Below are 14,278 nucleotides of genomic sequence, written 5' to 3'. Positions count from 1 at the left end.
GATCCGGTTCTGGTGCCGGTTCGAGTGCCGGTTCGAGTTCCTACGTCCGCATCCGCGTCGTACCGTCTAAGGAATCGATGACTAACGCAGTGAACGACACGATCTGGTCCGGGACCTGGGTCGCCCAGCGGCTCGGCGTCGAGCTGGTGGGCGACGAGGAGTTGAGCTCTCTGCTGGGGCTGGCGTTGCGGCGCAACCCCAAGCGGGCGCATCTGCTGGTGTCGAACGTGCTCGGCAAGCATGTGCCCCAGTCGCCGGACATCGTGTACGGGGCCGGGTTCCGGCTGGGGCGGCGGGTACGGGAGCTGCTGGGGGCCGACGGGGCACGGGGCGCCGTCGTCCTCGGGTACGCCGAGACCGCCACCGGGCTCGGGCACTCCGTCGCCGACGGGGTGGGCGACGCGCCCTACCTCCACTCCACCCGGCGGCCGGTCGACGGTGTGGACCAGGCCGGTGGCTTCGAGGAGGCCCACTCCCACGCGACGTCGCATCTGCTGCTGCCGGAGGACCCCACACTGCTCGCGGGGCGGGGGCCGCTGGTCCTCGTCGACGACGAGTTCTCCACCGGGAACACCGTCCTCAACACCATTCGCGCGCTGCACGAGCGGTATCCGCGTGAGCGGTACGTCGTCGTGGCGCTGGTCGACATGAGGTCGGCCGCCGACCAGGGGCGCCTCGCCGAGTTCGCCCGGGAGATCGGGGCGCGGGTGGATCTGGTGGCCGCGGCGAAAGGGACCGTGCGGCTGCCGGAGGGGGTGCTGGAGAAGGGGCAGGCGTTGGTCGCGGAGTACGAGGCCGCGGCTGAGGGTGTGGCCCGGGGAAACGGGACGTCACGGGTCACCCGGGTCGAGCTCGGCTGGCCGGTCGGGGTGCCCGACGGGGGCCGGCACGGGTTCACCCCCGCGCACCGGGAGCGGTTGGAGGGCGCGCTGCCGGGGATGGCCGCGCGGGTCGCCGACGCGCTGCCGGTGGGCGCCCGGCGAGTGCTCGTGCTCGGGTTCGAAGAGCTGATGTACGCGCCGTTGCGTCTGGCCCGGGAGCTGGAGCGGCTTGCGGGAGAGGCGGAGATACGGTTCTCCACCACCACGCGGTCGCCGGTGCTCGCCGTGGACGACCCCGGCTACGCGATACGCAGCCGGATCGTTTTCCCCGCGCACGACGAGCCCGCGGACGGGCCCGGGGAGCGGTACGCGTACAACGTGGCCGGGGCCGGGTTCGACGCGGTCGTGGTGGTCGTCGACTCGGTCGCCGACACACCCGCGCTGCACGCGGAGGACGGCCTGCTGGCCGTGCTCGCCGCCCACACACCGAGCGTGCTCCTCGCCGTCGTGCCGTCGTACGTCCCACCGGTTCGGCACGGCCGGGACGCGCCGTCCCGGTCGAGCGCCGTCGCGGCGGAAGGAAGGTACCCCCTGGTGGGAACGCACTCCACCCCGCACCACTCCGAAAGGTCCCCCATGCTCCCCGAGCCCCTCCGTGGCCCCGAGTTCTCCTCCTATGCGCCGGACGAGGTGGGGTGGCTGTTGCAGGATCTGTCGGATGTGACGTTGGAGGCGCCCACCGAGGAGCGGGAGGAGGCCATCCAGAGCGGTGGGGCCCACTACGCCGAGTCGTTGCCGGTCGAGTACCAGCCGAGCGAGCAGTACCAGGCCCTCTTCCGCAGCGCGCTCGAGGAGTCCGCGGAGCGGATCGCGGTGGCTGTGGGGGTGGTGACCGAGACGGTGCTCGCCGAGCGGTCGTCGCGGCCCGTCATCGTGTCGTTGGCGCGTGCGGGTACGCCCGTGGGGGTGCTCATGCGGCGCTGGGCGTCGCGTCGGCACGGGATCGAACTGCCGCATTACGCCGTTTCCATCGTGCGGGGGCGCGGGATCGACGCCAACGCGCTTCGGTGGTTGGCGGCGCACCATGACCCGGCGGATGTCGTCTTCGTCGACGGGTGGACCGGCAAGGGCGCCATCACACGTGAACTCGCGGCCGCGCTGCTGGAGTTCGAGGAGTCGGACGGGATCACCGGGTTCGATCCGGAGATCGCCGTGCTGGCCGACCCCGGGTCGTGTGTGCGGACGTACGGCACTCGCGACGACTTCCTGATTCCGTCCGCCTGTCTCAACTCGACCGTCTCCGGGCTGATTTCACGGACCGTGCTGCGGTCGGACCTGGTCGGGCCGAACGACTTCCACGGCGCCAAGTTCTATCGGGAGCTGGCCGGCGCCGATGTCTCCGTGGACTTCCTGGACGTCATATCCGCGTCCTTCGGTGACGTCGTGGACGCCGTCGACGCCCGTACCAAGGAGCTGCTGGCCGCCGATCGCACGCCGAACTGGGAGGGGTGGGCGGCCGTCGAGCGGATCAGCGAGGAGTACGGGATCCATGACGTCAACCTGGTCAAGCCCGGTGTCGGTGAGACCACTCGCGTGCTGTTGCGCCGGGTACCGTGGAAGATCCTCGCGCGGGCCGGGGCGGGCGCGGACCTCGACCACGTACGTCTGCTCGCCGAACAGAGAGGGGTACCGGTGGAAGAGGTGGCGGAACTGCCGTACACCTGCGTGGGCTTGATCCATCCCAGGTTCACGCGCGGAGCGACCGGTGCCGACGGCAAGGCGGTGGCCGTCTGATGTCCGGGCCCCAGGTGCTTGTCGCCAGCGATCTCGACCGTACGCTCATCTATTCGTCCGCCGCTCTCGCGTTGACCATGCCGGACGCGCGGGCGCCCCGGCTGCTCACGGTGGAGGTCCATGAGAGCAAGCCGCTGTCCTACATGACCGAGACCGCCGCTCAGCTGCTCGCCGATCTGAGTGACGCGGCGGTGTTCGTGCCGACGACCACCCGGACGCGCAAGCAGTACCAGCGGATCAATCTGCCGGGGCCCACGCCGAAGTACGCGATCTGTGCGAATGGCGGGCATCTGCTGGTGGACGGCGTCACCGACGTCGCCTGGTACGAGAGCGTGACGGCTCGGCTCGCCGATGAGTGTGCGCCGTTGGACGAGGTGCGGGATCGTCTGATGGCCACTTCCGATCCGGCCTGGGTGCGCAAGCAGCGGGTCGCGGAGGAGTTGTTCGCCTATCTCGTCGTCGAGCGGGAGCTGCTGCCCGAGGACTGGGTGAAGGAGCTGGCGGTGTGGGCCGAGAACCGGGGCTGGACCGTGTCCCTTCAGGGGCGCAAGTTGTACGCCGTGCCGAAGCCGCTCACCAAGTCGGCGGCGATGCGGGAGGTCGCGCGGCGGACCGGGGCCGCGTTGACCGTGGCCGCGGGGGACTCCCTGTTGGACGCGGATCTGTTGCTGGCGGCGGATCGGGGCTGGCGGCCCGGGCATGGGGAGTTGGCCGACGCGGGGTGGGTCGGGCCGGAGGTCACCGCTCTTCCCGAGCGGGGGGTCATGGCGGGGGAGCGGATTCTCAGGGAGTTCCTGAAGGCTGCGCGGGAGTATTGAGCGGGGTTTCGTGGTCACGTCCGCGGACGTGACTCGTTCCTGTAGGTGCTCCCCGGCACCTGCCGCCTACGGCTGAAGGCCGTGAAGCCCGCCGTCCGCACAGGGGTAACCGGCGGCGGGCCCAGGCCACCCCGGATGGGGACGTGGGGCGGCCCGTCCTGCCACCGGCGCCGAGCTCCGGGTTCCGACAGCAGGGGCTCTCAGCGGCGCTTGGGCGCCCGGGACGGGTACGTCTGAGACGGCACCCGCTTGCACGGGCCTATGTGCAGGTACACGGTTGGCGCGGCGCCTGTCGCCACGTGCGGGATGTGTGACTCGTAGTCCTCGCCGTCCTGGATGGGCTGCTGGCAGCGTACGCAGATCATGGCCGCCTCACCTTCTGAGGCCTCTTCGCCGGGTGACACGGGCAACCGCACTGCCACTGAAGGAGAATGCCCATCCCATGGGAAAGAGGCACCACTCCCTGGGCGCACTCCTTGTACACGTCCGCGTAGTCGAGCTTCTGCCCGAGCGCGCATTCCGCCGACAACTCCACGCTCACGAGCACTCACCCCCCCAGCTTCTCCAGATGGCCGAGCAGGCAGATCACCGAGCGGGCGAGGCGCTCGGCATGGACCATCTGGCCCGCCGGGGTCCGGCCCGGCTTGATGCCCAGGCGCGCGCGGGCCTCACTCACCCTGCCCAGCGCACGCGCCCTCGGCCTGTTGTCGTTCGGCAGTGCGCAGGCGGCCCGCTCGACCTCGGGGATCAGCAGTGCCGGGTCGTCCAGCTCCCCGGTGGTGGGCAGTTCGGCGTCCTCGGCGAGCAGACGGGCTGTGGTAGCGCGCATCGTCTCGGTGTCCACGGGCAGGGACTCCACAGGGGCGCCCTCGACCTGGCGCGCCGCATCCGCCGGAAGACCGCGGCGCACCCTGTCCCCCTCCACGCAGCCCTGGCCGACCGGCATCGTGGCGCAGCGCTTGCATTTGAAGGTATAGGCCAAAAAGCCCTCCCAGCGCTGGCCCGTGAGCGCCATCGAACCAGTTCTCTGAAAGTTGCTCACAGCCGCTCACCCCTCGACCGGGCGTTGACCACCGCCATGCCCGCGCCAAGGGCCTCGACGACGGTGAGCGGCCTCAGCTTCTCCGCGCACGCGTCCCACTCGATGCCGCCCGCGATCGGCCGGAGCTGCACGTACGGGCCCTCGAAGCCCATGACCTTGCCGACCCTCTTGCAGCCGGTGTCCTCGACGGTGTCGCCGAGCTTCGGTTCGTACCCGGGCATCGTCACCGTGCCCCCCTCAGCGGGGAGGCCAGACGCCGGGTCCGCTCGTCCTCCTGCAGCACGTAGGCGCGAACCAGGACGCTGGTGATCGCGTCGTCCTCGACGGCGGGTAGTTCGGGGGACGGCCACAGGTGCGGGGCCCGGCGACGGCGTGCCCCGGCCAGGATCGCGCCCCACATTCCTGGCGACGGGTAGGTGTCGTGGGCGGTGCGGTTAGCCTCCGGGACCGTGCTGCGGGAGGTACGGCCGGACTTGGGCGGTCCGAACAAGAGTGCTCTCGCCCAAGCGAGGGCGTGTGATAGAAGGTGCATTGTCGATCTGCTCCGTTCAGGCCGCGCCCTGGGACCGTCGCTAGCGGTCGCCAGGGTTCTTCTGTGCGGCGGGTCTGTTACTTGTCACTTCGGCTGTACGGCGGTGGTGGCCGCCTCGTGCGGCATGACGCGAGGGGCGTCGTGCAAGTGGAGGCGGAGGTCCTGGCCGTGCGGCAGCGGCTGGTGCTCACGCTCACGCCAGTGCTCCAGGTGTGGCGCTGGCGGTGAGGATGCGCGCGATGTGCTCCGCGCATGCCGCTTCGTCTCCGCGTATGCCGATCTCGTAGTCGAACGAGGTGACGTATCGGCCGTCGGCAGCGACAATCTCTTCGGCGAGGCGGCTGTTGAGGGATTCATGACGTTCAGCCGTGGCCCGGCCTCGTCCATGGCGACCCGGAGACCGATTCTCTCCAGGCGACCGGTTAGTTGTCGCAGGGCGCTGGTGTCCACACGCAGACGATCCCAGCAGTGAACCCAAGGGCGGGATATGACAACCTATGACACGGAGTGGATCTTGACTCGTGCGGTGACGATCACAGGCACCCGAAACACCAGCCACAGGAGCCTCGACGAGTACGCCCAGCTCTTCGCCGACTATCTCTGCCCCTTCGCCAAAGGGGACCACTTCTACGTCGGGGGCGCCAAGGGCATCGACTCCCTGTCGCTGCTGTGGCTCGCTGGAAACACCGCGGCCGATCTCACGGTCGTCGTCCCAGGCACGGTCGACCAGCAGCCTGCCGAAGCCCGGCAGACGATCGCCCGAGTTCGCGACCGCATCAAGGAGATCGTGGAGCTCGGCGCCGACGAATTGTGCACCGCCGCCTTTCACGCCCGGAACAGGTGGATGGTCGACCGCACCGAGATGACCATCGGTTTCCCCCGAGCTGGACAACTCACGTCCGGCACCTGGCAGACCCTCAACTACACACGCGATCGGGGGAAACCACACCTCGTTGTCCCCGTGTAGCAGTCTGTTGCTGCACGATGGGCGGTATGGAGGACAGAGCCGTAGGGGCGGCAGCACTCAAGGCGTTGCGGAAGCGTCGCGGCCTGTCCCTTGCCGCGCTCGCTCGCGCCCTCATCACGCTGGCCGACGAACTGCACCAGCCCGCCCTCCCCGCCGTGACCAGCGTCCAGAGGTCGGTGTCCCGATGGGAGGCTGCGCGGCCCACGATGCCCGACGAGCGCTATCAGCTCCTCCTCGCCCACCTCTACGCCCGAACCCCGGCAGGCGGCCTTGTTCTCGGCTCCGGCAGTGACTTCGCCGAGTACCTCCACGCGCTCGGGCTGCTCGGTGAGAGCGAGCGCCGCACCGCCGAACTCCGCACCACCGTGCTGCGCGCCGCCACCGACGCCGGTGGCGGCATGCTCGCACTCCTCGCACCTGGCGCCCATGTCGGCCTCGCCGCCGCCCTGACGAATCCGACGTGCACGGACGAGCAGACCCTGGCCGGGCTCGCCTCGGTCGTGGCAGATGTCAACGCCCAGGTCGGCTCGCTGCCGATGGTGCGGCTCCAACTGCTGCTTGCGCCGGGGGTGGAGGCCGCGCGGTGCCTCCTCGCGGGGCCGGTTCCGGAGCCTCTCGTGCCGCAGTTGCGGAGCGTGGCGGTCGCGGGAATGACGCTGGCAGCCCGGCTGGCCTTCGAGACGAGGGACGATGCCGTGTCGCGTGCCCTGTACGCCGAGGCATCGCGGGAGGCGGAGTGTCTCGCACAGCCGTGGCGGCAGGCCATCGTGCACATGAGTCAGGCGCTGACGACCCTCTACTCCAAGCAAGGCCTGGATAGCGCGCGGCGCCTGGTCGACGAAGCCGTGCGTGCCGCGCGCACGGGAGAAAGCACGCTGGTGCGGGCTCGGGCGCACGCCCTCCAGGCGGAGCTGGCAGCACGGGCGGGGCATGAGCGGCAGGCACAGGCCGCGCTCGGTCTCGCCTGGTACGACATGGAAGCGGACCACGTTGACGACCCCGCTCCGGCCAGCTTCTCACCGGCCCACCTGCGTGGCTTCGAGGGTGTGTGCGAGCTGTACGTCGGGGACCCGTCGGCGGCGCATGACCGGTTCGCCCGGTCAGCGGTGGCGCTGTCGGCGCCCCGCGAGCAGGTGCAGCGGGCGATCGTCACGACCGACCAGGCGCTGGCTCGGATCCGGCTCGGTGAACCCCACGCCGCGGCGGACCTGCTGCACGAGTGCGTGGCTGAGGCGTCGAGTACGGGAGGCCGCGTGCCGGCGCTGCGACTGCGACGGGTTCGGCACGAGTTGCGGCCGTGGCGGCGGGAGGACTGGGTGGCGGATCTTGATGATCACCTCATGGATGTGCTGGGGTCCTGACAAGCCCGGCTGAGGCCGTTTCAAGGCCATCGACACCGCAGCGCCCAAAAGCCGGTGGCCGACGGTCGCCTTCCTCCTCAGTGGTGCCTCCCGCGTTGTCACAGGCAGGTGTGCGTGGACGGCGGCTGGAGCCATGTCGACGAGAGCGGGGTGAACACGCACGGCTCGGGAGCTGTTGTTGGCAGTGTGTTGGTCAACCGCACCAGCTGCCGCTGCATCCGCCACCGCCGCCTGTCCGAGGCGCGGTCGTGGGCGCCGTGGCGGAGCAGCCCACAGCGACTGTCGACAGGAGTGACGGTAGCTGAGTGGCACGACGGACAGTCTGCGGGGGCGGACACTCGGCAATCTGACGGCTCGTTCGAAGGTGTCGCCGCAGGTCCGACAACGGCACTCACAGCGAGGCATGGCGACAGGCTAACGCCGCCGAGGGCACAGCAGAATCACGGGAAGTTTCAGCTGGTCAGGCACGCTTCCCGGTCCCTTCAGAGGTACGCCGCGAGCGAGTGAAATAGATCACAAGATGTTTACTTTTCGTGAAGTCGATCTTGGTCTGACAAGGGGGGATTTCGCGTCTTTACTTACGCGATACCTTCACATGAAGATCACATAAGTGATCCTTTTAGATCTGTAGGGGGCTGAGGGCTATGAAACCTCGGATATCTCTGGCACGGCAGCGCAAAAGGCCCAGACAAGGCGCGGGACTTCGCTCCCTCGCCGGTGGTCTCGCGCTCGCAACGGCGATCAGCCTGGTCAACGCGACAAGTAACGCGGTAGCGGCACCACCTGAGGTGCCTGAGGCGCCCAAGAAGAAGGCGGCGGCGCCCCAGGCAGCCGACATCGCGTCGGCGAAAGTGGCGGCCCGACTGTCGGGCAAACGTGTCGAGGCGCTGTCGGAGCGCACCGAGACGTCGACGACGTGGGTCAACAAGGACGGCAGTCTCACCACGGAGCTGTCGGCCGGGCCGGTCCGTTTCGAGCGGGACGGCAAGTGGGTCGACGTCGACGTGAAGCTGCGTGAGTCCGGCGGTGGGGTCGAGCCCGTGGCGCACCCCAACGGGCTGGCGTTGGCGGGGAAGACGGGGACTCCGGCGAAGTCGCTGGAGGCGGCGCAGGACGCCAAGGCCGTCGATCTGGTGACGCTCGGCGAGGGTGACGAGCAGATCACCCTGCAGTGGAAGGGCGGACTGCCCGCGCCGAAGGTCAAGGGGACACGCGCGGAGTACGTCAACGCCGTACCCGGCGCGGACGTGGTGGTCGAGGCCACGCGTACCGGCTTTGAGCAGTACGTTGAGATCAAGGAGAAGCCCTCGACGGACGGCTTCTCGTACACCCTCCCGCTGCAGGCCGAGGGCCTGAAGGTGAAGCAGCTGAAGGACGGCAGCGTGCTGTTCACCAGCGGGAAGAAGAACAAGAAACGGGCTGTCATGCCCGCGCCAGTGATGTGGGACTCCACCGTCGACGAGCGCTCCGGCGAGCACACCCGCCGGGTGCCGGTGAAGATGAAGGTGGTGAAGAAGAAGGGCGGCGCGGTCGACCTGCTGGTCACCCCGGACGCGAAGTTCCTCGCGGACCCCAAGACCCAGTACCCGGTCACCGTCGACCCGTCCACCTCCTCGCTGTCCAACGTCTTCGACACCTACGTCCAGCAGGGCGAGACCGTCGACTGGTCCAGCGACACCGAACTCGACCTGGGCAACCCGGGCACGGTCAACGCCGACGGCTCACCCCGTTACGCGCGTTCCTTCATCACCTGGGACACCACCCCCGTCCGTGACGCGCTCGTGTCGGACGCGAAGCTGAGCCTGTACAACTTCCACTCCGGCAACACGGACTGCGCCGCGGCGCCGTGGACGGTATGGGCGACCGGCGCGGCGTCCACCTCCTCCCGGTGGACCGCTCAGCCGGAGTGGATCCAGCAGTACGCGGAGTCCACCGAGACCGCCGGCCGGGACGCCTGTGGCGGCGACGGCTGGATCAACGCGAACGTGACCACGCTGGTCCAGGACTGGGCCTCGGCGAAGAACACCCGCTCGCACATGGGTCTGCGCTCGATCTCGGCGGCCCAGGCGCAGTGGAAGCAGGTCAACTCCGCCAACGCGGCGACGAACCCGCCGAAGCTGACGGTGACGTACAACTTCCGTCCGAAGACGGGCACCAACCGGGAAGCCGGTCCGCCGTTCTTCTCCTACGGCGGCGACTACGTCGTCAACACCACGACGCCGACGCTGCGGGACACCTTCGTCGACGTCAACGGTGACACGGTCCTCGGTGCCTTCCAGGTCGCCGACTTCACCAGCGGTTCACAGGTCGGCGACATCCTGACCTCCGACTTCGTGGCCTCCGGCTTGCCGGCGTCGGTGAAGGTTCCCTCGGGTCTGCTGACCAACGGCAAGACCTACAAGTTCCGTACCTCGCCGTACGACGGGGTGCACTACAACCTCGACTGGTCGGCGTGGAAGACGTTCACCGTCGACACCAGCGCCCCCTCCGCCCCGGCGAAGATCGTCTCCAGTGACTATCCGAGCGGCCAGTGGGTCAAGGGCGAGGGCGAGGCCGGCACCTTCACGGTCACCCTGCCCTCCGGCTCGGACCACCAGTGGTTGGAGTGGTCCCTGGATGATGGAGCAACCTGGACCAAGGTCACCACGGACGGCGCCGCCGCCGACAAGGACATCAGCGTGACCCCGCCGCAGAACGGCACCCACACCCTCCAGGTGCGGTCGGTGGACAAGGCGGACAACAAGTCCGAGCCGCTCGAGTACACCTTCCACGCCGGTCCCGGCGGGTTCATCACCCCCACCGAGGGGGAGTACACCGCGCGACGGCTGCAGCTGGCCGTCGAGACGGACGGACAGAAGTACGACAGCGTCTCCTTCTTCTGGCGCCGCTCCGCGGCCGACGACTGGGCGGAGATCCCCAAGGCCCACGTCACCTCCGGCGGCGACCCGCTGGCCGCGTGGCCGGTGCCGCTGACCAACGGCAAGAACTCCGCACTGGTGTGGAAGGCCACCGACACCGTCGACCCCGACGGCACGATCCAGATCAAGGCCGACTTCACCGGCCCCGGCAGCGCCTCCGGCAGCAGCGAGCCGCTGACCGTCGTCGTCGACCGCGACGCGGAGGGAGCCGCCACCGACCAGGTCGGCCCCGGTGAGCTCAACCTGCTGACCGGCGACTACACGCTCTCCGCCACCGACGCCTCGGCCTTCGGCCTCTCGGTCACGCGCAGCGCCTCGTCGAGGGTTCCCGACCAGGCTGCCCAGCAGGAGGGACAGGCGCCCATCTTCGGCAAGGAGTGGGCATCCGGCACGGTCGCGGAGGCGACCGACTCCGCCTACAACCACCTCCGCAAGGTCACCGACACGGCCGTCGACGTGGTGACGGCTCAGGGCGACGCCATCCACTTCACCGCGAACGCCGCGCAGGACGGCTGGATCCCCGAGCCCGGCTCGGAGAGCCTGACCCTCATCGGCGCCTTCAGCGGCACCTTCACCCTGACGGACACCGAGGGCACCAGCACGAAGTTCGTCAAGCCCGACCCGCAGGCCACCACCTGGCAGGTCGCCACCACCAAGGTGGACGGCGTCTCCCAGTCCACGAACACGGTCGTCTCCGAGACCGTCGAGGTGGACGGCAAGCAGCTCGCCCGTCCGACCCTGGTCATCGCCCCGACGTCGGCGGTGTCAGCGGCCACGTGTGGCGAGACACCGGCCACCAAGGGCTGCCGGGTGCTGCAGTACATCTACGCCACGACCACCACGGCCACCGGCACGCAGTCCGACGCCGAGTTCGGCTACTTCGCCGGTCAGGTGCAGGAGATCCGCGTGTGGGCCACCGAGCCCGGCGCGGCTGTCGCGACCCCGACCACCGTGGCCACTTACCGCTACGACTCTCAGGGCCGGCTGCGTCAGGCCTGGGACCCGCGGGTCGGCCAGCAGACGGAGACCCAGTACGCCTACCACGAGGGCCGGATCACCTGGCTGCAGCCGTCGGGGCAGCTTCCGTACACCTTCACCTACGGTTCGGCCGGTGACTCGGCCGCGGCCGGCGAGGGCATGCTGCTGAAGATGGCCCGCAGCGGGCTGAAGCAGGGCACCGCGGACACCGAGGAGGGCACCGCGACCTCGTACGTGGTCTACGACGTGCCGCTGACCGGTGACAAGGCGCCCTACGCCATGGGCAACAGCGATGTCGCCGCATGGGGTCAGGCGGACGCGCCCATGGACGCGACCGCCCTCTTCCCGACCGACAGCGCCCCGTCGTCGCACTCCGGGAGCGGTCTCGCCGCTGCCGACTACCGTCGGGCCGGCGTGCACTACCTCGGTGTGTCGGGGGAGCGGACCAACACCGCCGCCCCGGGCGGACACATCACCGCCACGGAGTACGACCGGTTCGGCAACACCGTCCGGGAGCTCAGCGCGTCGAACCGGATCCTCGCCCTCGGCAAGACGGACGAGGACAAGGCCGAGCTGGCCGAGCTGGGCATCTCCCACCTCGACAGCGCCGAGCGCGCCGAACTGCTCTCCACCCGCTGGCTGTTCAACGAGTCGGGCACCCGCCAGACGGAGGAGTTCGGCCCCATCCACCGGGCGACCCTCACCGAGGACTTCAAGGACGGCGACACCGTCCTGGTCGAGGCGGGCACCTCGGTTCCGGCCCGGTCGTGGACCGTCAAGGAGTACGACGAAGGGCGGCCCACCGACGGCAGCGCGAGCGTCAAGAACCAGGTGACCCTGGAGATCACCGGTGCCCGGATCCGCGACTACTACTCGATCATGGCGGAGAAGCGGGTCATCGAGACCCAGTACGACTGGGCCAAGGGCCTGCCGACCCTCCACATCCAGGACTCCGGCGGACTGAACCTGACCACCTCCACCGACTACGACGCCCAGGGCCGAGTGGTCTCCCAGGTCCTCCCCGACGGCACCGGAAACGACGCCGCCACCCGGATCACCGAGTACTGGAAGGCCGACGGAACCGGCTCGTGCGAAGGCAGGCCCGAATGGGCCGGCCTGGTGTGCTGGACCGGCCCGGCCGGTGCCATCACCGGCGGCGGCTCCAACCCCTCCGAACTGCGTGACACCACCTACGAGTACGGCTACTACGGCCAGGTCACGAAGGCCACCGACACCGCGAACGGCGCGGCCCGCACCACCACGACCTCGTACGACGCGGCCGGACGGCCGAAGACCGTGACGACGACGGACGGCATCGGCAAGGCGGTCCCCGCGACCACCACCGAGTACGACCCGGCGACTGGACAGGTCACGAAGATCAGCTCCAGTGCGGGTGAGATCACCAAGGCGTACGACAAGCTCGGCCGTCTGATCTCGTACAAGGACGCCGAGGGTGGCACCACCACCTACGAGTACGACCTGTTCAACCGGCTCGTGAAGGTCAGCGACAGCGTCCCGTCCACCGTCACCTACACCTACGACCACTCCGCCGAGCCGCGCGGCCTGGCGGTCAAGGTCACCGACTCGGTGGCGGGCGCCATGACGGGCACCTACGACGCCAACGGTTCGCTGAGCAGCCAGAAGCTGCCTGGCGGTTACACCCTCACTCAGTCCGAGAACCCGGACGGGGAGATCACCAACCGCACGTACACCCGCGACAGCGACGGCACACTCGTCTACAGCGACACCGTCAGCGAGTCCGTGCACGGCCAGGTCGTCACCCACGCCGGCTGGTCCGACCAGACCTACGCCTACGACGACGCCGGCCGGCTGACCAGCGTCGAGGACACCGTCGGCACGGTCTGCACCCGTCGCGACTACACCTTCGACAAGCGCAGCAACCGCACCTCCCTGAGCACCGCCGTCGGCACGCCCGGCGCCGCGTGCTCCACCTCGGGAGCCACTACCGCGAACCACTCCTACGACAGCGCCGACCGCCTCGTCGACTCCGGGTACGCCTACGACGAGTTCGGCCGGACCACCACCGAGCCGGGCAGCACGCTCGACTACTACACCAACGACCTGGTCCACCGGCAGACCACCGGGAGCACCCGCCAGACCTGGCAGCTCGACCCCGCCCAGCGGTTCAGCTCTTGGACGGTCGAGTCCGGCGACGGCAGCACTTGGACGCAGACCGCGTCCAAGGTCAACCACTACGGCGGGGACGACGACAACCCACGCTGGATCGTGGAGGACACCGCCACCGGCGCTGTCTCCCGCAACGTCAGCTCGCTCACCGGTGACCTCGCGGCCACCACGAGCGCGACGGGCGATGTGACGCTCCAGTTCACCACCATCCACGGTGACGTGGCGCTGCTTCTCCCGCTGGACACCTCAGTCGCACCGACCGCCCTGGACGCCGACGAGTACGGCAACCCCCGGGCCGGTCAGTCGACCGAGCGGTACGGGTGGCTCGGCGCCAAGCAGCGCTCTGCCGAGACCGCGGGCGGGGACGCCGTCCTGATGGGCGTGCGCATGTACACCCCATCGACCGGCCGGTTCCTCCAGACGGACCCGGTGTACGGTGGCTCGGCCACCGCGTACGACTACGCGAACCAGGACCCCGGGAACCAGTACGACTTGTCCGGGCAGGCTTCGTGGGTCCGTAAGTGCAGCCGGGGCTGGACCTGGAGCGGCTACAGGTTCGAGTGCAAGTTCTACTTCACCAGGCAGAAGACGAAGATCATCAAGGAGGACATCTCCACCATGGGCGGCGCGGGTGTCGCGATCGCCGAGGCATACGCGTGCTCGCAGATCCCGTACGCGGTCGCGAAGGTCGGCTGCACCTTGCTCGCCTGGTCCTACACCTGGTGGTCCGTGCACCACGTCAACAGCGCGGTGGAACGCGGTGGTTGCTTCGTCTTCACCGTCGGAGCCAACGTCGGCCTGGGCATCACCTGGTATGCCTATCCGGGCAATGTGAGCAAGAAGAACAAGAACTGCAAGAAGAAGTAACCGGTCACGAACATAACCGGTGAGTGCACGGT

General features: G+C 69.1%; 8 protein-coding genes and 1 pseudogene. 5 read left to right on the top strand and 4 right to left on the bottom strand.

Annotated features, from left to right (window positions below):
* The first annotated feature begins 77 nt into the window (after positions 1-77).
* Positions 78-2,615, top strand: coding sequence for a phosphoribosyltransferase (locus tag STRIP9103_RS39275; protein WP_048821810.1), 2,538 nt, complete (start codon positions 78-80; stop codon positions 2,613-2,615).
* A complete protein-coding gene (locus tag STRIP9103_RS39270) occupies positions 2,615-3,433 on the top strand; it encodes an HAD family hydrolase (RefSeq protein ID WP_009337210.1) in 819 nt (272 codons plus the stop codon). Before STRIP9103_RS39275 ends, STRIP9103_RS39270 begins: the two co-directional genes overlap by 1 nt.
* 547 nt (positions 3,434-3,980) lie before the next feature.
* Here the strand turns inward: STRIP9103_RS39270 and STRIP9103_RS39260 are convergent.
* From STRIP9103_RS39260 to STRIP9103_RS50365, 3 genes are read right to left on the bottom strand one after another with little or no spacing between them, the layout of a single operon-like run.
* Positions 3,981-4,448 (bottom strand): DUF6415 family natural product biosynthesis protein, encoded by a 468-nt coding sequence (locus STRIP9103_RS39260; protein WP_048821807.1) that lies wholly within the window; start codon positions 4,446-4,448, stop codon positions 3,981-3,983.
* A 23-nt stretch (positions 4,449-4,471) separates the two neighbouring features.
* Positions 4,472-4,696, bottom strand: a complete 225-nt coding sequence (locus tag STRIP9103_RS39255; RefSeq protein WP_086019380.1) for a hypothetical protein — start codon at positions 4,694-4,696, stop codon at positions 4,472-4,474.
* Positions 4,697-4,698: 2 nt separating this feature from the next.
* Entirely contained in the window at positions 4,699-4,965 is a 267-nt protein-coding gene (locus STRIP9103_RS50365; protein ID WP_141595519.1) for a hypothetical protein, read from the bottom strand.
* A gap of 529 nt (positions 4,966-5,494) precedes the next feature.
* On the opposite strand from STRIP9103_RS50365, the gene STRIP9103_RS39250 reads away from it, so the two are divergent.
* The gene (locus STRIP9103_RS39250) at positions 5,495-5,974 is read left to right on the top strand and encodes an LOG family protein (RefSeq protein WP_048821806.1); all 480 of its coding nucleotides are present in this window, start codon (positions 5,495-5,497) and stop codon (positions 5,972-5,974) included.
* 26 nt (positions 5,975-6,000) lie between these two features.
* On the top strand, positions 6,001-7,335 hold the full coding sequence (locus STRIP9103_RS39245; RefSeq protein WP_009337278.1) for a hypothetical protein: 1,335 nt from the start codon (positions 6,001-6,003) through the stop codon (positions 7,333-7,335).
* Positions 7,336-7,528: 193 nt separating this feature from the next.
* Here STRIP9103_RS39245 and STRIP9103_RS52440 read toward each other — a convergent pair.
* Positions 7,529-7,740 (bottom strand): annotated as a pseudogene (locus tag STRIP9103_RS52440) (FmdB family zinc ribbon protein).
* Between the two features lie 239 nt (positions 7,741-7,979).
* Between STRIP9103_RS52440 and STRIP9103_RS39240 the strand changes: the two are divergent.
* Positions 7,980-14,246, top strand: coding sequence for a DNRLRE domain-containing protein (locus STRIP9103_RS39240; protein WP_009337249.1), 6,267 nt, complete (start codon positions 7,980-7,982; stop codon positions 14,244-14,246).
* Positions 14,247-14,278 lie beyond the last annotated feature (32 nt).

Source organism: Streptomyces ipomoeae 91-03 (genome assembly GCF_000317595.1).
GTDB classification, from domain to species: domain Bacteria; phylum Actinomycetota; class Actinomycetes; order Streptomycetales; family Streptomycetaceae; genus Streptomyces; species Streptomyces ipomoeae.
The sequence above is the reverse complement of the archived record's forward strand: the minus strand, read 5'-3'. Positions and strand labels throughout refer to the sequence as shown.